General features: G+C 59.5%; 21 protein-coding genes. 13 read left to right on the top strand and 8 right to left on the bottom strand.

Translation table 11 applies throughout. The annotated features are described in order from the left end of the window. Nucleotides 1-66 precede the first annotated feature (66 nt). The 5 genes from ACP3TY_RS21060 (at nt 67) to hisC (ending at nt 5,116) form a co-directional block, all read left to right on the top strand. Complete coding sequence (locus ACP3TY_RS21060; RefSeq protein WP_007912386.1) at nt 67-306, top strand: BolA family protein; 240 nt, start codon at nt 67-69, stop codon at nt 304-306. Nucleotides 307-328: 22 nt separating this feature from the next. After that, nucleotides 329-1,594 (top strand): UDP-N-acetylglucosamine 1-carboxyvinyltransferase, encoded by a 1,266-nt coding sequence (gene murA / locus ACP3TY_RS21055; RefSeq protein WP_053117117.1) that lies wholly within the window; start codon nt 329-331, stop codon nt 1,592-1,594. A gap of 127 nt (nt 1,595-1,721) precedes the next feature. Then, the gene (gene hisG, locus ACP3TY_RS21050) at nt 1,722-2,357 is read left to right on the top strand and encodes an ATP phosphoribosyltransferase (protein ID WP_008085048.1); all 636 of its coding nucleotides are present in this window, start codon (nt 1,722-1,724) and stop codon (nt 2,355-2,357) included. Between the two features lie 377 nt (nt 2,358-2,734). Next, nucleotides 2,735-4,060, top strand: coding sequence for a histidinol dehydrogenase (gene hisD / locus ACP3TY_RS21045; protein ID WP_053117120.1), 1,326 nt, complete (start codon nt 2,735-2,737; stop codon nt 4,058-4,060). Nucleotides 4,061-4,063: 3 nt separating this feature from the next. Beyond that, nucleotides 4,064-5,116 (top strand): histidinol-phosphate transaminase, encoded by a 1,053-nt coding sequence (gene hisC, locus ACP3TY_RS21040; RefSeq protein ID WP_426618409.1) that lies wholly within the window; start codon nt 4,064-4,066, stop codon nt 5,114-5,116. Nucleotides 5,117-5,309: 193 nt separating this feature from the next. Here hisC and ACP3TY_RS21035 read toward each other — a convergent pair whose 3' ends face one another. The 3 genes from ACP3TY_RS21035 to algW all read right to left on the bottom strand — a co-directional run bounded on the left by ACP3TY_RS21035 (nt 5,310) and on the right by algW (nt 9,393). Next, the gene (locus ACP3TY_RS21035; RefSeq protein WP_426618408.1) at nt 5,310-6,029 is read right to left on the bottom strand and encodes a DUF4198 domain-containing protein; all 720 of its coding nucleotides are present in this window, start codon (nt 6,027-6,029) and stop codon (nt 5,310-5,312) included. A gap of 12 nt (nt 6,030-6,041) precedes the next feature. Further along, on the bottom strand, nt 6,042-8,147 hold the full coding sequence (locus ACP3TY_RS21030) for a TonB-dependent siderophore receptor (protein ID WP_426618407.1): 2,106 nt from the start codon (nt 8,145-8,147) through the stop codon (nt 6,042-6,044). An 88-nt stretch (nt 8,148-8,235) separates the two neighbouring features. After that, nucleotides 8,236-9,393 (bottom strand): Do family serine endopeptidase AlgW, encoded by a 1,158-nt coding sequence (algW, locus tag ACP3TY_RS21025; RefSeq protein WP_159812161.1) that lies wholly within the window; start codon nt 9,391-9,393, stop codon nt 8,236-8,238. Nucleotides 9,394-9,496: 103 nt separating this feature from the next. Here algW and ACP3TY_RS21020 point away from each other — a divergent pair, with 103 nt between their 5' ends. From ACP3TY_RS21020 to cysN, 4 genes are all read left to right on the top strand, one after another. After that, a complete protein-coding gene (locus ACP3TY_RS21020) occupies nt 9,497-10,255 on the top strand; it encodes a Nif3-like dinuclear metal center hexameric protein (protein ID WP_159812162.1) in 759 nt (252 codons plus the stop codon). A 236-nt stretch (nt 10,256-10,491) separates the two neighbouring features. Then, nucleotides 10,492-11,409, top strand: a complete 918-nt coding sequence (cysD, locus tag ACP3TY_RS21015; RefSeq protein ID WP_008085033.1) for a sulfate adenylyltransferase subunit CysD — start codon at nt 10,492-10,494, stop codon at nt 11,407-11,409. A gap of 104 nt (nt 11,410-11,513) precedes the next feature. Then, on the top strand, nt 11,514-11,855 hold the full coding sequence (locus ACP3TY_RS21010) for a four helix bundle protein (RefSeq protein WP_150705949.1): 342 nt from the start codon (nt 11,514-11,516) through the stop codon (nt 11,853-11,855). A gap of 53 nt (nt 11,856-11,908) precedes the next feature. Further along, complete coding sequence (gene cysN / locus ACP3TY_RS21005; protein ID WP_426618406.1) at nt 11,909-13,807, top strand: sulfate adenylyltransferase subunit CysN; 1,899 nt, start codon at nt 11,909-11,911, stop codon at nt 13,805-13,807. Nucleotides 13,808-13,984: 177 nt separating this feature from the next. Here cysN and ACP3TY_RS21000 read toward each other — a convergent pair whose 3' ends face one another. From ACP3TY_RS21000 to ACP3TY_RS20990, 3 genes are read right to left on the bottom strand one after another with little or no spacing between them, the layout of a single operon-like run. After that, on the bottom strand, nt 13,985-14,887 hold the full coding sequence (locus ACP3TY_RS21000; RefSeq protein WP_053117136.1) for an acyltransferase: 903 nt from the start codon (nt 14,885-14,887) through the stop codon (nt 13,985-13,987). Next, on the bottom strand, nt 14,888-16,987 hold the full coding sequence (gene pta, locus ACP3TY_RS20995) for a phosphate acetyltransferase (RefSeq protein WP_426618405.1): 2,100 nt from the start codon (nt 16,985-16,987) through the stop codon (nt 14,888-14,890). 60 nt (nt 16,988-17,047) lie between these two features. Then, nucleotides 17,048-17,374, bottom strand: a complete 327-nt coding sequence (locus ACP3TY_RS20990) for a DUF3565 domain-containing protein (protein ID WP_082341397.1) — start codon at nt 17,372-17,374, stop codon at nt 17,048-17,050. Between ACP3TY_RS20990 and ACP3TY_RS20985 the strand changes: the two genes are divergently transcribed. The 3 genes from ACP3TY_RS20985 (at nt 17,343) to ACP3TY_RS20975 (ending at nt 19,732) form a co-directional block, all read left to right on the top strand. Next, complete coding sequence (locus tag ACP3TY_RS20985) at nt 17,343-17,828, top strand: FKBP-type peptidyl-prolyl cis-trans isomerase (RefSeq protein WP_053117141.1); 486 nt, start codon at nt 17,343-17,345, stop codon at nt 17,826-17,828. The genes ACP3TY_RS20990 and ACP3TY_RS20985 overlap by 32 nt on opposite strands. A 122-nt stretch (nt 17,829-17,950) precedes the next feature. Continuing rightward, nucleotides 17,951-18,433, top strand: coding sequence for a glutathione peroxidase (locus tag ACP3TY_RS20980; RefSeq protein WP_053117143.1), 483 nt, complete (start codon nt 17,951-17,953; stop codon nt 18,431-18,433). Nucleotides 18,434-18,628: 195 nt separating this feature from the next. Further along, complete coding sequence (locus tag ACP3TY_RS20975) at nt 18,629-19,732, top strand: NADH:flavin oxidoreductase (protein ID WP_282355775.1); 1,104 nt, start codon at nt 18,629-18,631, stop codon at nt 19,730-19,732. 121 nt (nt 19,733-19,853) lie between these two features. On the opposite strand, the gene ACP3TY_RS20970 is transcribed toward ACP3TY_RS20975, so the two are convergent. Continuing rightward, nucleotides 19,854-21,053 carry a glycosyltransferase family 4 protein gene (locus tag ACP3TY_RS20970; RefSeq protein WP_426618404.1) on the bottom strand — a complete coding sequence of 400 codons (1,200 nt, stop codon included), beginning with the start codon at nt 21,051-21,053 and terminating at the stop codon, nt 19,854-19,856. A 42-nt stretch (nt 21,054-21,095) separates the two neighbouring features. After that, nucleotides 21,096-21,848 carry a sulfate transporter CysZ gene (cysZ, locus tag ACP3TY_RS20965; RefSeq protein WP_426618403.1) on the bottom strand — a complete coding sequence of 251 codons (753 nt, stop codon included), beginning with the start codon at nt 21,846-21,848 and terminating at the stop codon, nt 21,096-21,098. Nucleotides 21,849-22,160: 312 nt separating this feature from the next. On the opposite strand from cysZ, the gene trxB reads away from it, so the two are divergent. Beyond that, nucleotides 22,161-23,123 (top strand): thioredoxin-disulfide reductase, encoded by a 963-nt coding sequence (trxB, locus tag ACP3TY_RS20960; protein ID WP_212549706.1) that lies wholly within the window; start codon nt 22,161-22,163, stop codon nt 23,121-23,123. Nucleotides 23,124-23,145: the final 22 nt, after the last annotated feature.

The following is a 23,145-nucleotide window of genomic DNA, read 5'->3' as shown; positions in this document are numbered from 1 at the left end:
CGCAGGCGCGGGGCTTTTTTGTATGATGTCCGACCCGTGCGCACAGGGCGCCGATTGAGGTTGAGCATGCAGGCCGTAGAAGTGAAGAGCTTCCTTGAAGGAAAGCTGCCCGGAACGTTGGTAGAAGTTGAGGGCGAAGGCTGCAATTTCCAGCTGAACGTGATTAGCGATGAACTGGCGGCGTTGAGCCCGGTGAAGCGTCAGCAGCAGATCTATGCCCATTTGAACCCATGGATCACCGATGGCAGCATCCATGCGGTCACTATGAAATTTTTCAGCAGCGCGGCCTGGGCCGAGCGCACCTGAGCCTAAGGGCGTCGAGATTCTTATGGATAAATTGATTATTACCGGTGGCGCTCGTCTTGATGGCGAGATCCGCATTTCCGGGGCAAAGAACTCTGCCCTGCCGATCCTGGCTGCCACGCTGCTGTGCGATGGCCCGGTGACCGTTGGCAACCTGCCGCATCTGCACGACATCACCACCATGATCGAGCTGTTCGGTCGCATGGGCATTGAGCCGGTGATCGACGAGAAACTCAGCGTCGAAATCGACCCGCGCACCATCAAGACCCTGATCGCCCCGTACGAACTGGTGAAAACCATGCGTGCGTCGATCCTGGTACTGGGCCCGATGGTTGCCCGTTTCGGTGAAGCCGAAGTCGCATTGCCTGGCGGTTGCGCCATCGGTTCGCGTCCGGTCGACCTGCACATCCGTGGTCTTGAAGCCATGGGCGCGGTCATCGACGTCGAAGGCGGCTACATCAAGGCCAAGGCGCCTGAAGGTGGCCTGCGCGGTGCAAGCTTCTTCTTCGATACCGTCAGTGTGACCGGTACCGAGAACATCATGATGGCCGCTGCTCTGGCCAAGGGCCGCAGCGTGTTGCAGAACGCCGCTCGCGAACCTGAAGTGGTTGACCTGGCGAACTTCCTCAACGCCATGGGCGCCAAGGTTTCCGGCGCCGGCACCGACACCATCACCATTGATGGCGTCGAGCGTCTGGGTTCGTGCTTCTACAAGGTGATGCCTGACCGTATCGAAACCGGCACCTACCTGGTCGCTGCTGCCGTGACCGGTGGCCGCGTCAAGGTCAAGGACACCGATCCGACCATCCTCGAAGCCGTTCTGGATAAACTCCGTGAAGCCGGCGCAGAAATCACCTGCGGTGAAGACTGGATCGAGCTGAACATGCACGGCAAACGTCCGAAAGCCGTGAACGTGCGCACCGCGCCGTACCCGGCTTTCCCGACTGACATGCAGGCACAGTTCATCTCGCTCAACGCCATTGCCGAAGGCACTGGTGCGGTGATCGAGACGATCTTCGAAAACCGTTTCATGCACGTATACGAACTGCACCGCATGGGCGCCAAGATCCAGGTCGAGGGCAACACTGCCATCGTTACCGGTACTGAAGTCCTCAAGGGCGCGCCAGTCATGGCCACCGACCTGCGTGCTTCGGCCAGCCTGGTGATCTCGGCACTGGTTGCTGAAGGCGACACCCTGATCGACCGCATCTACCACATAGACCGTGGTTACGAGTGCATCGAAGAAAAACTGCAGATGCTGGGCGCCAAGATCCGTCGCGTTCCGGGCTGATTGCTGCACGTGGACACAGGGACGTGTCCGTTGAATTCGTTTTGAGTCGAGCCGGTTTCCGGCTCGATGTGTGTCCGGCGCCGATTGCGACCGGGCATGAGTACCTTGATAAGGACTGACGTTTCCCATGTTGACCATCGCACTGTCCAAGGGCCGCATCCTTGACGACACCCTGCCGCTTCTTGCTGAAGCGGGCATCGTGCCGACCGAGAATCCGGACAAGAGCCGCAAGCTGATTATTCCTACGACTCAGCCAGACGTACGTCTGCTGATCGTGCGCGCCACTGACGTGCCGACCTATGTCGAGCATGGCGCGGCCGACCTCGGCGTCGCGGGTAAAGACGTGCTGATGGAATACACCGGCCAGGGCCTGTACGAGCCACTGGACTTGCAAATCGCCCAGTGCAAGCTGATGACCGCCGGCAAGATCGGTGCGGCCGAGCCCAAGGGCCGTCTGCGCGTGGCGACCAAGTTCGTCAACGTTGCCAAGCGTTACTACGCCGAGCAGGGCCGTCAGGTCGACATCATCAAGCTCTATGGCTCGATGGAACTGGCGCCGCTGATCGGTCTGGCGGACAAGATCATCGACGTGGTCGACACCGGTAACACCCTGCGCGCCAACGGCCTGGAACCTCAGGAACTGATCGCCACGATCAGCTCGCGCCTGGTGGTCAACAAGGCTTCGATGAAAATGCAACACGCCCGAATCCAGGCGTTGATCGACACCCTGCGCAATGCAGTGGAGTCTCGACACCGCGGCTGATTCACCTGCGCGACGTTAAGTCGCGCCCGTCTATCCGCCTCATAGCCAGAATCTCAGGTGCCCAAGCGGAAACGACTGGCTAGGGAAGGTGCGCTGACGTTTAATAACGACCGCGCCTTACTCCAAAAGGCAATCTAACTGCAGCAGAACAATTTCTCAGAAGTATAAAAAACGCGTAGTGGCCAGCCTTTTGAAGCAAGGCCCTACGGGTTGGCACTGTGCCCGCACCATGCAGCGTTGCGGGACTCGGTAAGGAAAAACCCCTTACCTTCGTCCCGCGCCTTGCCTGGTACGGGCACAGTACCAACGCGATCGTTATTAAACGTCAGCGCACCTTCGGGCGCCTGAGTTTTTGCCATTCCTATGAGGCTCTCGCTATGACCGCAACGACTGCAATTCGCCGACTCAACGCTGCTGACCCGGATTTCGCGCATCATCTGGATCATCTGCTGAGCTGGGAAAGTGTGTCTGACGACTCGGTCAATCAGCGGGTGCTGGATATCATCAAAGCTGTGCGCGAGCGCGGTGACGCGGCGCTGGTCGAGTTCACCCAGAAGTTCGACGGCCTCGAAGTCGCGTCGATGGCCGACCTGATCCTGCCGCGCGAGCGTCTGGAACTGGCGCTGACGCGCATCACCGTGCCGCAACGTGAAGCACTGGAAAAAGCCGCGGCCCGCGTGCGCAGCTACCACGAAAAACAGAAGCAGGATTCCTGGAGCTACACCGAGGCTGACGGCACGGTGCTGGGCCAGAAGGTCACGCCGCTGGATCGCGCCGGTCTGTACGTGCCGGGTGGCAAGGCGTCGTACCCATCCTCTGTATTGATGAACGCGATTCCGGCCAAGGTCGCCGGTGTGACCGAAGTGGTCATGGTCGTGCCGACCCCGCGTGGTGAAATCAACGAACTTGTGCTGGCGGCGGCGTGCATCGCTGGCGTCGACCGCGTGTTCACCATCGGTGGCGCACAAGCCGTTGCTGCCTTGGCTTATGGCACCGAAAGCGTGCCGAAAGTCGACAAGGTGGTTGGCCCGGGCAACATCTATGTCGCCACGGCCAAGCGCCACGTTTTCGGTCAGGTTGGCATCGACATGATTGCCGGCCCTTCGGAAATCCTCGTGGTGTGCGACGGCCAGACCGATCCGGACTGGATCGCCATGGACCTGTTCTCGCAAGCCGAGCATGACGAAGACGCGCAGGCGATTCTGGTCAGCCCGGACGCCGAGTTCCTCGACAAGGTCGCCGCCAGCATCGACAAACTGCTGCCGACCATGGATCGCGCGACCATCATCGAAACCTCGATCAATGGCCGTGGTGCGTTGATTCACGTGAAGGACATGGCCCAAGCCATCGAAGTCGCCAACCGCATCGCCCCGGAACACTTGGAGTTGTCGGTCGCTGACCCACAGGCCTGGTTGCCGCAGATCCGCCACGCCGGCGCGATCTTTATGGGCCGTCACACCTCCGAAGCGCTGGGCGATTACTGCGCGGGCCCGAACCACGTATTGCCGACCTCCGGCACCGCGCGGTTTTCGTCGCCGCTGGGCGTGTATGACTTCCAGAAGCGTTCGTCGATCATCTTCTGCTCCGAGGCCGGTGCTTCCGAGCTGGGTAAAACTGCCTCCGTGCTGGCCCGTGGCGAATCGCTGAGCGCCCACGCGCGCAGCGCCGAATACCGCATCAAAGACGAACAGAAGGGAAACTGAAAAATGAGCAAATTCTGGAGCCCGTTCGTCAAGGATCTGGTGCCATACGTGCCGGGCGAACAACCGAAGCTGACCAAACTGGTCAAGCTCAACACCAACGAAAACCCGTACGGCCCATCGCCAAAAGCCTTGGCGGCCATGCAGGTCGAACTGAATGACAACCTGCGCCTGTACCCGGATCCGAACAGCGATCTGCTGAAAACTGCCGTCGCCAACTACTACGGCGTACAGAGCAATCAAGTGTTTCTCGGTAACGGTTCGGACGAAGTGCTCGCGCACATTTTCCACGGTTTGCTGCAGCATGATCAGCCGTTGCTGTTCCCGGACATCAGCTACAGCTTCTATCCGGTTTACTGCGGGTTGTACGGCATCAAGTTTGATGCGGTGCCGCTGGATGCGCAGTTCCAGATCGACCCGGCTGACTATGCCAAGCCGAACGGCGGGATCATTTTCCCTAACCCGAACGCCCCGACCGGTTGCCTGCTGGCGCTGGAAACGGTCGAGCAAATCCTCAAGGCCAGCCCGGATTCTGTGGTGGTTGTTGATGAGGCGTATATCGACTTCGGCGGCGAGACGGCGATCAGTCTGGTCGATCGTTATCCGAATCTGCTGGTGACGCAGACCCTGTCCAAATCGCGCTCGCTGGCCGGTTTGCGCGTGGGTCTGGCGGTGGGGCATCCGGACTTGATCGAGGCGCTGGAGCGGATCAAGAACAGCTTCAACTCCTATCCGCTGGATCGTCTGGCGATTGTCGGTGCTGCTGCCGCGTTCGAAGATCGCGAGTATTTCGACAAGACCTGCCGGTTGGTGATCGAGAGCCGCGAGTGGGTGATCGCTCAGTTGCAGGCCAAGGGTTTTGAGGTGTTGCCGTCGGCGGCGAACTTCATCTTTGCGCGGCATCCGCAGCATGATGCGGCGGGGCTGGCGGCTAAATTGCGCGAGCAGGGCGTGATTGTGCGGCACTTCAAGCAAGAGCGGATTGCGCAGTTCCTGCGGATTTCGATTGGCACGCCGGAGCAGAATCAGGCGCTGATCGACGGCCTGGGCGAGCTTTAAAGGCAAGAGCCCCTCACCCTAGCCCTCTCCCAAAGGGAGAGGGGACTGATTGGGGGATGCTGTTGAATTGCACCGACCTGATGCTGCTTTACCGAATCCATAATCGACTCGGTCTTTCAGGTCGATGTACCTCACACGACACCTCGGTCGGCTCCCTCTCCCTCCGGGAGAGGGCTGGGGTGAGGGTCTGCTCTTATTCGTGATGCGGCTCGCCAAGGAATGTCAGCGAACTAAACAACCCACGACTATTCACATCAGCACTGTCCTTCACCGGCACCTCGACCTGCGCCGCAATCACATTCAGCCCTTCATTTCTCACCAATACCTGCGCACGGCCATCCTCATCCGTCTCGGCGCTCAACGTATTCGGCGCATTGCGATAGTCACCAATCAACTTCACCCCCGCCGCCGGTTTGCCATTCAGCAACACCCGCACCGGCAATGATTTCCCCGGCCCCACGGTCAACGGGTCAACCTCCGGCACAATCAGCAGCTTGATCTGATCCAGCTTCGGCAACTTCGCCCCCGGCTGATAAATCGCCAGACTGTATTTAAACGTCTCCGTCGCCTCGACAGCGCCCGGTACTTTGCTGCGGCCTTCATTGACCCACTTCTTGTCAGCCGTCTGCGACCACATGCCGTTATTCAGCGCCACGGCCATCACCGCAGGCGACTTCAGCGGTTTCAAACGTGCGTGATCGGCGAGTCGCTCAACGCTGACCGGAATCATCTTGCCGCCCGCGTCATAAGCCCAGGCGCCGCTGATTTTCTGCGCCTTGAACGCGTTGTCTTCGGCGCCATGGCCGTAGATCACTTCGATATTGCCGCGCCGTTGTTCGGTCCACAGGCCATGAGCCGAGACTTGGCCGGCGAACAGGGCGGCGATGAGCACGAGGGTTTTGCCGTATTGCATGGTGACGTCCTTTTACAGATTGAGTGTCAGGCTGACGGTGAAATTGCGCGGCTCGCCGGGGTTGACCCAGTAATTGCTGTACGAGCGCTCGTAGTATTTTTCGTCGAAGAGGTTGTTCAGGTTCAGGCCGACGGTGACGTTGTCGCTGGCCTTGTAGTGGGCCAGCAGGTCGACGGTGTGATAGGCCGGCAATTCAAAATCGCTGCCGGATTCACCGGAACGGTCGCCGACATAAGTGAACGCCGCGCCAACGTCCGAGCCGCGCAAACGGCCATCCTGAAACTCATACACCCCGAGCAGACTGCCACTGCGTTTGGCCACGCCGAGGATGCGGCTGCCGGTGGGAATCACCGCGTCACCCTGAGTGACTTCGGCGTCGATAAAAGCGAAGGCACCGATCACCCGCACCGCATCGGTGACTTGCCCGGTGACTTGCCAATCGAAGCCGCGACTGCGCGCCTTGCCCATCGCGCGGCTGGTGTCGGTGCCCGGGTCGAGGGCGAGGACGTTTTCCTTGTCGATGTGGAAGAAGGCGAGGGTGCTGCTCAGGCGCTCGTCGAACAGCTCGTTCTTGATGCCGACTTCGTAGCCGACGCCTTCTTCCGGGTCGAAGGATTTGCCGGACGCGTCGAGGCCATTGTTCGGTTTGAACGAGGTCGAGGCGTTGGCGAACAGACCGGTTTGCGGCGTCAGTTGATAGAGCAGCCCAGCGCGTTGGGTGAGGGCGTCATGCCGTTGGTTGCTTGTGGCGTTGCGGCTGTGATCGTCGATATGTTGATCGAAATGTTCGAAACGCGCACCGATCATCCCGCGCAGTTTGTCGGTGAAGATGATTTGATCCTGCAGGTTCAGCGCATGGCTTTCGACGTGTTCGAACGTATCCGTGCCCGAACGTGCACCGTTGGGTTTCGGCTGGCCGTAGATCGGGTTGTAGATGTCAATCGCGTAGGGGCCGCCAGCAATCGTGGTGACGCGCTCGTTCTTGCGGAAGTTCTCGTACTCGCTGCCGATCAGCAATTCGTGCTGCCAAGGGCCGAGGTCGAACAGCCCGCGCAGCTCCAGTTGGGTGATGCTGTCGTGCCAGTTGGTGTCGCGCTCGCGATAGCGGCGGTTGACGGTGTGGCCGTCGGCGCTCAGCGGACGCGCTTCCGAAGCGAAGCCCCAGAGTTTGCCGTCCTTGTAATGGCTGGCCAGGCGCAACTTCCAGCTGTCGTTGAGGTGATGTTCGAGGGTCGCTTGCAGCAGGTTGTTGTGGTTGTCGATGTTGCCGTCGTTGGGTTCACCGAGGAAGGTCGAGCGCGACACGCCGCTCCATGTGTTGTTCGGCGCAACGATGCCGCGATCGAACGTGGAGCTGTGACGGACGATTTCGCTTTCCACCAACAGCGACGTGTCCGGGTTCAATTGCCAACTGATCGAAGGCGCGACGAACACGCGCTTGCTGTCGACGTGATCGCGAAAACTGTTGTTGTCCTCGACCGCGAGGTTGATCCGCGAGAGCACATCGCCCTGATCATCCAGCGGCGTGTTGACGTCCAGCGCAGTGCGATAGCGATCCCAACTGCCGGCGCTGGTTTGCAGCGTGGTAAAGGCTTCGGGCTGCGGTTTCTTGGTGACGATGTTCACCGTGCCGCCCGGATCGCCTCGACCGTACAGGCTGGCCGCCGGGCCTTTGAGCACCTCAATGCGCTCGATGTTGGCCGCATCTGGCGTGCTCGGGTAACCGCGATTGGCGCTGAAACCGTCCTTGTAGAACTCAGAGGTGGTGAAACCGCGCACGCTGTACTCGTAAAGCGTCAGGCCACCGAAGTTGTTCTGCTTCGACACGCCGCCAGCAAAATCCAATGCGCGCTCAACACTGCTGCTGCCCAGATCCTTGAGCACGCTGGCGGGTACTACGCTGATCGCCTGCGGGATATCACGAATCGCCGTGTCGGTTTTGGTCGCACTGGACGAACGCGTGGCGCGATAACCCTTGACCGGGCCGGTCGGCGATTCGTAATCGGAGATGACGCTGATGGCGTCGAGTTCGAGGGGTTGCGGTTCTTCGGCGAAGGCTGGATCAACCAGCAAACCGAGGCTCAGGCCGAGCAGGGAGGCCTTTGTTCGAGACGACATGTTATGTTGTTCCAATTCATAGAATTGAAACAATATAACATGCCTTTTGAGAATGTCTTTTATTCGCGCGCCTGGCGCGAAAAAAGTTTTACTCTTCTTTTTCCTGCACTGGCGCTGGTGGTGGACGCAGACCAATTTCAGCGGTCAGCTTCAACTCTTTACCGTTACGCATCACCTGAATCGTCACTTTGTCAGTCGGTTTAATCCGCGCAACCTGGTTCATCGAGCGACGACCGTCACCGGCCGGCTCGCCATCAATGCTCAGGATCACGTCACCCAATTGCAGGCCGGCCTTCTGTGCCGGGCCATCGCGGAAGATCCCCGCCACGACAATCCCCGGACGCCCGGACAAGCCAAACGACTCGGCCAGTTCCTGGGTCAGCGGCTGCACTTCAATGCCCAGCCAGCCACGAATCACCTGACCGTGTTCGATGATCGACTTCATCACTTCCATCGCCAGTTTCACCGGAATGGCAAAACCGATGCCCTGCGAGCCGCCGGACTTGGAGAAGATCGCCGTGTTGATGCCGGTGAGGTTGCCGTTGGCGTCGACCAGTGCGCCGCCGGAGTTGCCCGGGTTGATCGCCGCGTCGGTCTGGATGAAGTCTTCGTAGTTGTTCAGGCCCAACTGATTGCGGCCGGTGGCACTGATGATGCCCATGGTCACGGTCTGGCCGACACCGAACGGGTTGCCGATGGCCAGCGCGACATCGCCGATGCGGATGTTGTCAGAGCGGCCGACGGTGATCGCCGGCAGGTTTTTCAAATCGATCTTGAGGACAGCGAGGTCGGTTTCCGGGTCGCTGCCGATGACGCGGGCGAGGGTTTCACGACCGTCCTTCAACGCCACGACGATCTGATCGGCGCCGCTGGTAACGTGGTTGTTGGTGAGGATGTAGCCTTCCGGGCTCATGATCACGCCGGAACCGAGGCTCGATTCCATACGCTTCTGCTTCGGCGAGTTGTCACCGAAGAAGCGGCGGAACTGCGGATCCTCAAACAGCGGATGGTTGGGCTTGTTGATGACTTTGGTGGTGTACAAGTTGACCACCGACGGCGCCGCGATGGTCACCGCGTCGGCATAGGACACCGGGCCCTGCTGCACGCTGGTGGTTTGCGGGGCCTGTTGCAGGTTGACGTCGAGGCTCGGCAGCCCGACCCATTGCGGGTAACGCTGAATAATCAACAGAGCGATAAGCACACCGGCCAACAGCGGCCAGCCCATAAAACGCAGCGCCTTGAACATTAAGCACGTCCTGGAAAAGTTGCAGGCGGGGTCAGACCGCCCATAATGTCGCGCATTATACGAGGCCGCGCGTGCCTCTGAACGGGATATTTAGGAGTCTTTCATGGCCGTTGCCCTCAGCACCCTCGTCGAAGAAGCCGACCGTTACCTTGGCAGTGCGAAAATCGCCGATTATTGCCCCAACGGCTTGCAGGTCGAAGGCCGGCCGCAGGTGATGCGCATTGTCAGCGGCGTCACCGCCAGTCAGGCCTTGCTCGACGCTGCCGTTGAGGCCGGGGCGGATCTGGTGCTGGTGCATCACGGTTACTTCTGGAAGGGCGAAAACCCGTGCATCACCGGCATGAAACAGCGCCGGTTGAAGACGCTGCTCAAGCACGACATCAGCTTGCTCGCCTATCACTTGCCGCTGGATCTGCACCCGGACGTGGGCAATAACGTGCAACTGGCGCGTCAGTTGGACATCACGGTGGAAGGGCCGCTGGATCCGGATAACCTGAAAATCGTTGGCCTGGTCGGCTCGTTGAAAGACCCGATGACCGCACGCGACTTCGCCCGCAAAGTGCAGGAAGTCATGGGCCGTGAGCCGCTGCTGATTGAAGGCAGCCCGATGATTCGCCGGGTCGGCTGGTGCACAGGCGGTGGCCAAGGCTACATCGATCACGGCGTGGCGGCGGGCGTCGATTTGTTCCTCAGTGGCGAAGCGTCCGAGCAGACTTTTCACAGCGCTCGCGAAAACGACATCAGCTTCATTGCCGCCGGCCACCACGCCACCGAACGCTACGGCGTGCAGGCACTGGGCGACTACCTGGCAAAACGCTTCGCCCTCGAACACATCTTCATCGACATCCCCAACCCGATCTGACTGACACGACCTCTGTAGGAGCTGCCGAAGGCTGCGATCTTTTGATCTTTAAAAACAAGATCAAAAGATCGCAGCCTTCGGCAGCTCCTACAGGGGCGGGTTGGCCGAACTGGTGGGCATATTCATATGCCCTTTCGTTCTAGCCCGCGTCCTGATTAGAAGAAGGTCGCTGTGCTAGGATTCCCCGCTCGAACACGGCCCGCTGGCCGTTCATAAGAAAGTTTTCGTGAGTAGCCATGGTCGACAAACTGACGCATCTGAAACAGCTGGAGGCGGAAAGCATCCACATCATCCGCGAGGTGGCCGCCGAGTTCGATAACCCGGTGATGCTGTACTCCATCGGTAAAGACTCCGCCGTGATGCTGCATCTGGCACGCAAGGCGTTCTTCCCGGGCAAGCTGCCGTTTCCGGTGATGCACGTCGACACCCGCTGGAAATTCCAGGAGATGTATAAGTTCCGCGACAAGATGGTCGAAGAACTGGGCCTGGACTTGATCACCCACATCAACCCCGATGGCGTGGCGCAGAACATCAACCCGTTCACCCACGGCAGCGCCAAGCACACCGACATCATGAAAACCGAAGGCCTGAAACAGGCACTCGACAAACATGGTTTCGACGCAGCCTTCGGCGGCGCCCGTCGCGATGAAGAGAAATCCCGCGCCAAAGAGCGCGTGTACTCGTTCCGCGACAGCAAGCATCGCTGGGATCCGAAAAACCAGCGTCCAGAACTGTGGAACGTCTACAACGGCAAGGTCAACAAGGGCGAATCCATCCGTGTATTCCCTCTGTCGAACTGGACCGAACTGGACATCTGGCAGTACATCTACCTCGAAGGCATCCCGATTGTGCCGCTGTACTTCGCCGCCGAACGCGAAGTGATCGAGAAGAACGGCACGCTGATCATGATCGACGACGAGCGCATCCTCGAGCACCTGTCCGACGAAGACAAAGCGCGCATCGTCAAAAAGAAAGTGCGTTTCCGCACCCTTGGCTGCTACCCGTTGACGGGCGCCGTGGAGTCCGAAGCCGAAACGCTGACGGACATCATTCAAGAAATGCTTCTGACGCGAACTTCCGAGCGCCAGGGCCGTGTCATCGACCACGATGGCGCCGGCTCGATGGAAGACAAAAAACGTCAAGGGTACTTTTAAGCTTCGAGTTACAAGCGGCAAGCTGCAAGTTAAAGGCGGTATGCGTAACTTTGCGGTTTGGCGCTTGCGGCCGGTCGCTGCGAGCCGGAATCGGATGACTCGTAATGGATTTCGAGAAACTGGTTGTTTGGCAGCGAAGCAAATGCTTGGCGGTGGGGATTTTTAGAGAGTTTGCGCGATGCGGGGATTTTGGATTCAAGGATCAGATCACTCGCTCTGCACTGTCAGTGCCTTCCAATATTGCTGAAGGCATGGAGCGTCGGAGTTGCAAAGAAAAGGTGCACTTTCTTTGGATCGCGAAGGCTTCTTGCGGAGAGTTGCGCACTCAGATCCTGATAGGCCGAGATATCGCTTACATCGCAGAACCGCTGGCTGAAAATTGGATTATGGAAACCCGTGAGCTTTCTAGAATGCTGGGCGGGTTGATCAACAAAATTTCTGACTAGCTGTACGCCGACAAGCTTGCCGCTTGAAGCTTACAGCTCGGAGCTTGAATGCAATGAGCCACGTATCTGATTTGATCAGCGAGGACATCCTCGCCTACCTGGGCCAGCACGAACGTAAAGAGCTGCTGCGCTTTTTGACTTGCGGTAACGTCGATGACGGCAAGAGCACCCTGATCGGGCGCCTGCTGCACGACTCGAAAATGATCTACGAAGATCATCTGGAAGCGATTACCCGCGATTCGAAGAAAGTCGGCACCACCGGTGATGACATCGACCTGGCATTGCTGGTTGACGGCCTGCAGGCCGAGCGTGAGCAGGGCATCACCATTGATGTTGCTTACCGCTATTTCTCCACCGCGAAACGCAAATTCATCATCGCCGACACCCCCGGCCATGAGCAGTACACCCGCAACATGGCCACTGGTGCCTCCACCTGTGACCTGGCGATCATCCTGGTCGACGCGCGTTACGGCGTGCAGACCCAGACCCGTCGCCACAGCTTCATTGCTTCCCTGTTGGGGATCAAACACATCGTCGTCGCCATCAACAAGATGGACTTGAAGGGCTTCGACGAAGGCGTGTTCGAGTCGATCAAGGCCGACTACCTGAAGTTCGCCGAAGGCTTGAAGATGAAGCCGACCAGCATGCATTTCGTGCCGATGTCTGCCCTCAAGGGCGACAACGTGGTCAACAAGTCCGAGCGCTCGCCTTGGTACAAAGGCCAGTCGCTGATGGAAATTCTCGAGACCGTGGAAGTCGCGGGCGACCGCAACTTCACCGATCTGCGTTTCCCGGTGCAGTACGTCAACCGTCCGAACCTGAACTTCCGTGGTTTCGCCGGCACGCTGGCCAGCGGCATCGTGCACAAGGGTGACGAAGTCGTGGTGCTGCCGTCGGGCAAGAGCAGCCGCGTGAAATCCATCGTCACCTTCGAAGGTGAGCTGGAACACGCCGGTCCAGGTCAGGCAGTGACGCTGACCATGGAAGACGAAATCGACATCTCCCGTGGCGACCTGTTGGTGCATGCCGACAACGTGCCGCCAGTCACCGACAGCTTCGAAGCGATGCTGGTGTGGATGGCTGAAGAGCCGATGCTGCCGGGCAAGAAATACGACATCAAACGCGCTACCAGTTATGTGCCGGGCTCGATTGCCAGCATCGTTAACAAGGTTGACGTGAACACCCTGGAAGAAGGCCCGGCGAGCGCGTTGCAGCTCAACGAAATCGGCAAGGTGAAGATTGCGCTTGATGCGCCAATCGCCCTCGACGGTTACGAAAGCAACCGCACCACCGGCGCGTTCATCATCATCGATCGCCTGACCAACGGCACCGTCGGCGCCGGCATGATCGTCGCGCAGCCAGTGACCCATGGCACTGCCACGCACCACGGCAAACTGGCGCATGTTGCGACTGAGGAACGTGCTCAGCGCTTCGGCCAGCAACCGGCCACCGTGCTGTTCAGCGGTCTGTCGGGCGCGGGCAAAAGCACGCTGGCTTATGCGGTCGAGCGCAAGCTGTTCGACATGGGCCGTGCGGTGTTTGTGCTGGATGGCCAGAACCTGCGTCAGGATCTCAACAAAGGTCTGCCACAGGATCGTATCGGCCGCACCGAGAACTGGCGTCGTGCCGCACACGTGGCGCGTCAGTTCAACGAAGCGGGTCTGCTGACCTTGGCTTCGTTCGTGGCGCCAAGTGCCGAAGGGCGTGAACAGGCCAAGGATCTGATCGGCAAGGATCGTCTGCTGACGGTCTACGTACAGGCCTCGCCGGCCGTGTGCGCCGAGCGTGATCCGCAAGGTCTGTATGCCGCCGGTGGCGACAACATCCCGGGCGAATCCTTCCCGTACGACGTGCCGCTGAATGCCGATCTGGTGATCGACACGCAGACGCTGAGTCTGGAACAAAGCGTCAAGCAAGTGCTGGATCTGCTGCGTCAGCGTGGCGCGATCTAAGCAATAAAGCAGCGACAAGCTTCTAGCTTCAAGCTGCAAGAAAAAGCCCGTCGATGAGTGATCATCGGCGGGCTTTTTTGTGACCTTTAAAAGTCAAAAGATCGCAGCCTTCGGCAGCTCCTACAGGATGTACGTCAATCCAATGTAGGAGCTGCCGGAGGCTGCGATCTTTTGATCTTAATGCTTCGGATATTCGCGGTGCATCTGTTCCAGCAGCGCATCCTTGTCCAGCCACAGCTGATTGATCCAGCCCTGAAACTGCAAACGATATTCACCGTCCTGATCGTAATTCTTGCCAATGAACTGCTGCGGAATCTTCAGCTCTTCAAAGTGCACCACCACGTCGCGCACATTGCCGCAGAGCAAATCCCAAAACCCCGGACGCCCGGCCGGGTAGTGAATCGTCACGTTGACGATCGACTCCAGTTGTTCGCCCATCGCATCCAGTACAAACGCAATGCCGCCAGCCTTCGGCTTGAGCAGATATTTGAACGGCGATTGCTGTTGCGCATGTTTGCCTTCGGTAAACCGCGTGCCCTCGACGAAGTTGAAAATCCCCACCGGATTATTGCGAAATTTCGCGCAGGTTTTACGCGTGGTTTCGAGGTCTTTGCCTTTCTTCTCCGGGTGCTTGGCCAGGTACGCCTTGGAGTAACGCTTCATGAACGGAAAGCCCAGCGCCCACCACGCCAGACCAATCACCGGCACCCAGATCAGCTCCTGCTTGAGGAAGAATTTCAGCGGCTGAATCCGGCGATTGAGCACGTATTGCAGCACCAGAATATCGACCCAGCTCTGGTGGTTGCTGGTGATCAGATACGAGTGCTGATAGTCGAGGCCTTGCAAGCCGCTGAGGTGCCAGCGCGTGCGGCGCACCAGGTTCATCCAGCCTTTGTTGTTGCTGATCCACGCTTCATGGGTGTGGCTCATCAGCCAACCGGCGATGCGCTGGGTAAAGGCAAACGGCAGGGCCTTGACCAACGCCACGCAAAACAGAAACGAGCAAAGCAGAATCGTGTTGAGCGCCAACAGCAGCGAGGCGATCACGCCGCGCACGGGTGCAGGTAGAAAATCCAGCATTTACACATCCATAGGTCGGTTGGCGGCTTGAATCGCGGTGAGGGCGATGGTGTAGACGATGTCATCGACTTGCGCGCCGCGCGGCAAGTCGTTTACCGGTTTGCGCAGGCCTTGCAGCATCGGCCCGAGGCTGACGCAATCGGCGCTGCGTTGCACGGCTTTGTGCGTAGTGTTGCCGGTGTTCAGGTCAGGGAACACAAACACCGTAGCGCGACCGGCGACCTGACTGTTCGGCGCCAGTTGTCGGGCGACTTCAGCGTTGGCCGCAGCATCGTATTGCAGCGGGCCGTCGATCAGCAGCGTGTGCTGTTGTTCGTGGGCGAGCAAGGTGGCCTCGCGGACTTTTTCGACTTCCTCGCCAGTGGCCGATTCGCCGCTGGAGTAACTGATCATCGCCACGCGCGGGGTGATGCCGAACGCCGCAGCCGAATCGGCGCTTTGCAAGGCAATTTCGGCCAGCTCGGTGGCGCTCGGGTGCGGGTTCATCACGCAGTCGCCGTACACCAGCACTTCTTCCGGGAACAGCATGAAGAACACCGACGACACCAGCGTGCAGCCCGGTGCGGTTTTAATCAGCTGCAATGCCGGGCGGATGGTGTTGGCGGTGGTGTTGATCACGCCCGAAACCAAGCCGTCGACTTCATCCAGCGCGAGCATCATGGTGCCGATCACCACGGTGTCTTCCAGTTGCTGCTCGGCCATCGGCGCATTAAGGCTTTTGGTTTTGCGCAGGGCCACCATCGGTTCGACGTAGCGTTCGCGGATCAGATCCGGATCAAGAATCTCCAGCCCCGGCGGCAATGTGATGCCTTGGGCGCGGGCGACGGCTTCGACGTCTTCCGGTTTCGCCAGCAACACGCAACGGGCGATCCCGCGTTCCTGACAGATCGCCGCCGCTTGCACAGTGAACGGCTCGCTGCCTTCAGGCAGGACGATGCGCTTGTTCGCTGCCTGCGCACGCTGAATCAATTGATAACGGAACACCGCTGGCGACAGGCGCATTTCCCGAGGCGTGCCGCAGCGCTGGTGCAGCCATTTCGCGTCGAGGTGGCTGGCGACGAAGTCAGTGATGATCTCCGCACGCTCGCGGTCATCAATGGGGATTTCTTTGTTCAAACCGTTGAGCAGATTGGCGGTGTCGTAGGAGCCAGTGCTCACCGACAACACCGGCAAACCGGCCTGCAACGCGCCACGGCAGAGGTCCATGATGCGCGGATCGGGCAGGGTGTCGCTGGTCAGCAACAGGCCGGCCAGCGGCACACCGTTGATCGCGGCGAGGCTGACGGCGAGGATGATGTCGTCGCGATCGCCTGGCGTCACCACCAGCACACCGGGCTTGAGCAGCTCGACGGTGTTGCGCATGGTGCGCGCGCAAATGATGATTTTGGTCATCCGCCGGGTTTCGTAATCACCGGCGTTGAGCACCTGCGCGCCCATCAGATCGGCGACGTCGCGGGTGCGTGGTGCGTTAAGTTCTGGTTGATACGGAATGCAGCCGAGCAAGCGGAAGTCACCGCTGCGCAGCAACGGCGAATGCTCCTTCAGGCGCGCGGCGAAGGCGTCCATGCTTTCGTCGGTTTTGACCTTGTTGAGGATCACGCCGAGGACTTTCGGGTCTTTCGGCCCGCCGAACAATTGCGCCTGCAATTCGACACGCCCGGAGAGTTCGGCGAGCACTTCGTTTTCCGGCGCGGAGACCAGAATCACTTCGGCGTCGAGGCTCTTGGCCAAATGCAAATTGACCCGTGCGGCGTAACTGGCGCTGCGGGTCGGCACCATGCCTTCGACCACCAGCACGTCTTTGCCGATGGCGGCTTGCTGGTAAAGGGTGATGATTTCTTCGAGCAACTCATCGAGCTGACCGTCGCCGAGCATCCGCTCAACGTGAGCGAGGCCCAGCGGGCGCGGCGGTTTCAGGCCGTGGGTGCGCGCCACCAGTTCGGTGGAACGCTCAGGGCCGGTGTCGCCCGGGTGCGGCTGCGCAATCGGTTTGAAGAAACCGACTTTCAGGCCCGCTCGCTCCAGCGTGCGCACCAGCCCGAGGCTGATGGAGGTCAGACCCACGCCAAAATCGGTGGGTGCGATAAAAAAAGTTTGCATGCGAATTCTCTAAAGTTGCATGGCAATGGTGTCAGCTTATGTCTGGCTGACTACCGAAATTCAGTCGCCAAGGTTATCGCTAACCGAGCCTTGTGCGCACCAACCGCAGGCAAAGGGTTGGCCTATTTTTTCAATACGTTGCGCCGGGTCGAGTACCCACGCCCGGGTTTGCCAGGGCGGCTGATGGCGCAGGTGCTGGGTGTGGCCACAGGAAAGCTCGGCCACCCAATGGCCCTCTTCGTCTTGATGGAAGCCTGTGATCGTCGAAACCCGTTTGTCCGGGTTGTGTTCGCTTTCGCGCGATTGCTTCGCTAAACTTGGCCTTTCTATATTCTTATGCAAAAGGTCTCGCCCCATGCTGATCGCCGCCAATAAGGCTGTCTCCATCGACTATACCCTGACCAACGACGCTGGTGAGGTCATCGACAGCTCCGCCGGCGGCGCTCCGCTGGTCTACCTGCAAGGCGCAGGCAACATCATCCCGGGCCTAGAAAAAGCTCTGGAAGGCAAAACCGTTGGTGACGAGCTGGACGTTTCCGTTGAACCGGAAGACGCTTACGGCGAATACGCCGCTGAGCTGGTCAGCACCCTGAGCCGCAGCATGTTCGAAGGCGTTGACGAGCTGGAAGTCGGCATGCAGTTCCACGCTTCGGCGCCGGACGGCCAGATGCAAATCGTCACCATCCGTGACCTCGACGGCGACGACGTGACCGTTGACGGCAACCACCCGTTGGCCGGCCAGCGTTTGAACTTCAAAGTGAAGATCGTTGACATCCGTGATGCCAGCCAGGAAGAAATCGCTCATGGTCACGTCCATGGCGAAGGTGGCCATCACCACTGATTTCTGCGCTAAGCTTCGAGTACTGGAGAGGCGCCTGCGGGCGCCTTTTTAGTCCGCGGCTGTCCTTGGTGGTCTCGCCAAGTGGCTGTTTCGAGTAGAACACGGGAATCTTGGAGTTCGTCATGAGTGCTTTTCACGACCTTAAGTTGACAGCCCTGGATGGTCAGGAGCTACCGCTGGCGCCTTTCAAGGGCCAAGTCGTGCTGGTGGTCAACGTCGCCTCCAAATGCGGCTTGACCCCCCAGTATGCGGCGCTGGAAAACCTCTATCAGCAGTTCAAAGGCAAAGGCTTCAGCGTGCTGGGCCTGCCGTGCAACCAGTTTGCCGGTCAGGAACCCGGTTCTGAAAAGGACATTCAGGATTTCTGCAGCCTCAACTATGGCGTGACGTTTCCTTTGTCGAGCAAGCTCGAAGTCAACGGTCACGAACGGCATCAGCTCTACCGTCTGCTGGCGGGCGAGGGCGCGGAGTTTCCCGGTGACATCACCTGGAATTTCGAGAAGTTTCTGCTTGGCAAGGACGGTCGGGTGCTGGCGCGGTTCTCGCCGCGTACGGCGCCGGATGATCCGACCATTGTTCATGCGATTGAAAAAGCGCTGAGCTGATCAAGCAAGATCAAAAGATCGCAGCCTTCGGCAGCTCCTACAGGTGACCTCAAAATCCCATGTAGGAGCTGCCGAAGGCTGCGATCTTTTGCTCTGCGTCTTTTGATCCTTAATCACCGAAATCAATAATGCTGTTCAACGGCTTCGGCTCTCCATATTATCGCCGTCATAAAGCCATCTCTGTGGAGCCTCTCGATGCCCGTTCAAGCCTTGTTCAAACCGTTCCACCTCGGTGCCCTCGAACTGCCGACCCGCGTGGTCATGGCGCCGATGACCCGTTCTTTCTCCCCGGGTGGCGTGCCGAATTCGAAAGTCATCGAGTACTACCGCCGTCGTGCGGCCGCCGGTGTTGGCCTGATCATCACCGAAGGCACCACCGTTGGCCACGTTGCCTCGAACGGTTACCCGAACGTGCCGCAGTTCTTCGGTGAAGCGCCGTTGGCCGGCTGGAAAAAAGTCGTCGACGCCGTTCACGCTGAAGGCGGCAAGATCGTTCCTCAGCTGTGGCACGTGGGCAGCGTGCGCCGCATCGGCACCGAACCGGACGCCAGCGTGCCGGGTTACGGCCCGTCGGAAAAACTCAAGGACGGTCAGGTCGTGGTGCACGGCATGACCAAACAAGATATTCAGGACGTGATCGCTGCGTTCGCCCAAGCGGCCAAGGATGCACAAAGCATCGGCATGGACGGCGTGGAAATCCACGGCGCCCACGGTTACCTGGTCGACCAGTTCTTCTGGGAAGGCAGCAACCAGCGCACCGACGAATACGGCGGCAGTCTGGCCAACCGTTCGCGTTTTGCCATCGAGTTGATTCAAGCCGTGCGTGCTGCGGTCGGCGAAGGCTTCCCGATCATCTTCCGCTTCTCGCAGTGGAAGCAGCAGGATTACACCGCGCGTCTGGTGCAAACCCCGGAAGCGCTGGGTGAATTCCTCAAGCCGTTGTCCGACGCTGGCGTGGATATTTTCCACTGCTCGACACGGCGTTTCTGGGAGCCGGAGTTCGACGGCTCTGACCTGAACCTCGCTGGCTGGACGCGCAAGCTGACCGGCAAACCGACTATCACCGTTGGCAGCGTTGGTCTGGATGGCGAGTTCCTGCAATTCATGGTCAACACCGACAAGGTCGCGCAACCGGCCAGTCTGGAGAACTTGCTGGAGCGTCTGAACAAAGAGGAATTCGATCTGGTGGCGGTGGGACGTGCGCTGCTGGTTGACCCGGACTGGGCGCTGAAAGTCCGCGAAGGGCGTGAGCAGGATATTTTGCCGTTCAGCCGTGAGGCGTTGATGTCGCTGGTTTAAGCGGCGCTATCACTGACCTCTTCGCGGGCAAGCCTTGCTCCTACAAGATCAACGGCATTTCGCCACGTGTCTTGTAGGAGCAAAGCTTGCTCGCGAAGACGGCTTCAGATTCAGCAAAAAATCAGGGCAGTGTCTGAACTTGAGGCACCACCAACTCCCCCAAACATGCCCCACGCAAATGGCTCTCAAACTGCTCGATGATCGCCGCCCACCCCTGGCGACTCGCATGCTGCCGCGCATTCAGGCGCACGCAACGCAAGCGCTCATCCTCTTCCAATAACCACACCGCCGCCTCGCAAAACGCCTCTTCGTCCCCGGGCATCGCCAGCACGCCGCTGTAGCCATGGCGAATATGCTGCGCCGCCGCAGCCTGATCGTAAGCCACCACCCCCAACCCTGACGCCAACGCCTCCAGCACCACATTGCCAAAGGTTTCGGTCAGGCTCGGAAACAAAAACACATCCCCCGACGCATAGTGCGCCGCCAACGCTTCGCCACGCTGGGCACCGCAAAAAATCGCCTCAGGCAAATCCTTCTCCAGCGCCAGCCGTTGCGGCCCGTCGCCGACCACGATGAGTTTCAGATTGCGCTGTGGATAAGCGCTGCGCAGTGCTTCGAAGCTGCGCTTGAGCAGGCCCAGGTTTTTCTCCGGCGCGAGGCGTCCTACGTGAATCACGGCAACGTCGCGCTCGCGAAGTCCCCATTGCTCACGCAAAGCGTTCAGGCGTTTGCTCGGGTGAAACAACTGGCTGTCCACACCGCGCGACAACAACGCCAAACGCTCGAAATGCCGACGCTCCAGTTCCAGACGTTGACTGGGACTGGGCACCAGCGTCATCGCCGAGCGATTGTGAAACCAGCGCAAATAATGCGTGAGCATCCGCGTCAGCAGGCCGAGGCCGTACTGACTGGTGTATTGCTGAAAATTTGTGTGAAAGCCGCTGACCACCGAAATCCCCAGGCGTCGCGCCGCGCGCAAAGCCGATAAACCCAGCGGGCCTTCCGTGGCGATGTACAGCACATCCGGGCGCTGGCGTTTCCAGCGGCGCAGCAATTTGTGCATCGACGACTGTCCCCATTGCAGCCCCGGATAGCCCGGCAGCGGCCAGCCTCGGCACAACAGCAGCGCGTCGTCATCGCTGCGCTGCGGATCGCCGGCCTGACGCGGGCGCACCAGATCCACTTGATGCCCACGCGCGCGCAGTCCATCGCACAAGCGGCCAAGGGTATTGGCCACGCCGTTGATTTCCGGTGGGAAGGTTTCGCTGATGAGGGTGATATGCAGAGCTGTCGTCATGACCTCAGTGTCGGCTGAGGCCATGTCGTCGTTGTGACGTTCGGATGATGGATTTGTGACGCCGCGTTAGCGTTGAGTCACCAGGTTCTCGGCGCCACGCTCACGCACCCAGAACAGCGTCGCACCAGCGACAGCAGCTGGCATCATCAAAATGTTCACCACTGGAATCAGCAGCACCAGATAGACGATCCCGCCAAAACTCATGCTCTGCCAGCGCTTCTGCCGCAGCCAGGCGAGCATCTCGTTCCAGCCGAGTTTGTGGTTGTCCGCCGGGTAGTCGATGTACTGGATCGCCATCATCCACACGCCGAACAACAGCCACAGCGGCGCGGCGATGATGTTCACCACCGGGATAAACGAGAGGATGAACAGGCCGATTGCGCGGGGCAGGAAGAAGCCAAGTTTGCGCATTTCCCGGGCGAGGGTGCGCGGTACCATCTCAATCAGTTCGCCCCAGCTGAAGGCCGGGAAGTCATCGGTGCCGCGCACGACCACTTCGACTTTTTCCGCGAGGAAACCGTTGAACGGTGCGGCGATCACGTTGGCGAGCATGGTGAAGGTGAAAAACACCATCAGCGCCACCAACACGACGAACAGCGGCCAGAGGATGTAGCTGAGGAAGCTCAGCCATTCCGGCAGCGACGGCATCAGCGTGTCGACCCAGAGGCTGAACTGGTGGCCGGCCAGATAGATCAATCCGACGAACAGCAAGAGGTTGATCGCCAGCGGCAGCAACACGAACAAGCGCAGGCCAGGGCTGAGAACCAGTTTGAGGCCTTCGCGCAGGTATTGCGGGCCGGACAGAACAGGGGCGGGCATAAGGTGCTCCGAGCAAGGGAAAACGCGCCGACCTTACCGACTTTGCAACGGCGGCGAAAGCACGGTAGAGCGATCGACATTCACTGTAACAAAGACGTCCATCTCGTCAGTGTGTCGGCATAGAGACCACCTATGAGCTGGATTGTTAATCCGTATTTCCTTAATCTTGCCCCCCTCGATACGCTGCACCCAACTTTTTACAGGACTGTCGAGCTCAAGCCTTCCCCAAGGTTTTCCACGGTCCTTTTTTATTTCCGCCGGCAGTCCGGCGATCCGTGCCAGTTTTTTCGGCCCGGTCAACAGGAGCAGGTCATGTCTGAAGTCCGTCATTCGCGAGTGATTATTCTCGGTTCCGGCCCTGCCGGTTACAGCGCTGCGGTATACGCGGCCCGTGCCAACCTCAAGCCACTGCTGATCACCGGCATGCAGGCCGGCGGTCAACTGACCACCACCACCGAAGTCGACAACTGGCCGGGCGACGTTCACGGCCTGACCGGTCCAGCCCTGATGGAGCGCATGCGCGAGCACGCCGAGCGTTTTGAAACCGAGATCGTTTTCGATCACATCAACGCTGTGGATTTCGCTGCCAAGCCTTACACCCTGACCGGCGACAGCGCGGTTTACACCTGCGACGCCCTGATCATCGCCACCGGCGCCAGCGCTCGTTACCTGGGCCTGCCGTCGGAAGAAGCGTTCATGGGCAAAGGCGTTTCGGCCTGCGCAACCTGCGACGGTTTCTTCTACCGCAACAAGCCGGTCGCTGTGGTCGGCGGCGGCAACACCGCAGTTGAAGAAGCGCTGTATCTGGCCAACATCGCCAGCACCGTGACCCTGATTCACCGTCGCGAAACCTTCCGCGCCGAGAAGATTCTGATCGACAAGCTCAACGCTCGCGTCGCTGAAGGCAAGATCATCCTCAAGTTGAACGCCAACCTCGATGAAGTCCTGGGCGACAACATGGGCGTGACCGGTGCGCGTCTGAAGAACAACGATGGCAGCTTCGACGAAATCACCGTCGACGGCGTGTTCATCGCCATCGGCCATACCCCGAACACCTCGCTGTTCGAAGGCCAGTTGACCCTGAAAGACGGTTACCTGGTGGTGCACGGCGGCCGTGAAGGCAATGCGACTGCGACCAGCGTCGAAGGCATCTTCGCTGCCGGTGACGTGGCTGACCACGTTTACCGTCAGGCCATCACCTCGGCCGGCGCCGGCTGCATGGCGGCACTGGACACCGAGCGGTACCTGGACGGTCTGCAGAACGCATCGTTCTAAGATCGCAGGCACAAAAAAACCG

The sequence above is a fragment of the Pseudomonas rustica genome (assembly GCF_049959085.1).
Classification (GTDB): Bacteria; Pseudomonadota; Gammaproteobacteria; order Pseudomonadales; family Pseudomonadaceae; genus Aquipseudomonas; species Aquipseudomonas rustica.
Note: the sequence above shows the minus strand (reverse complement) of the source record. Positions and strands in the feature narration are given on the sequence as shown.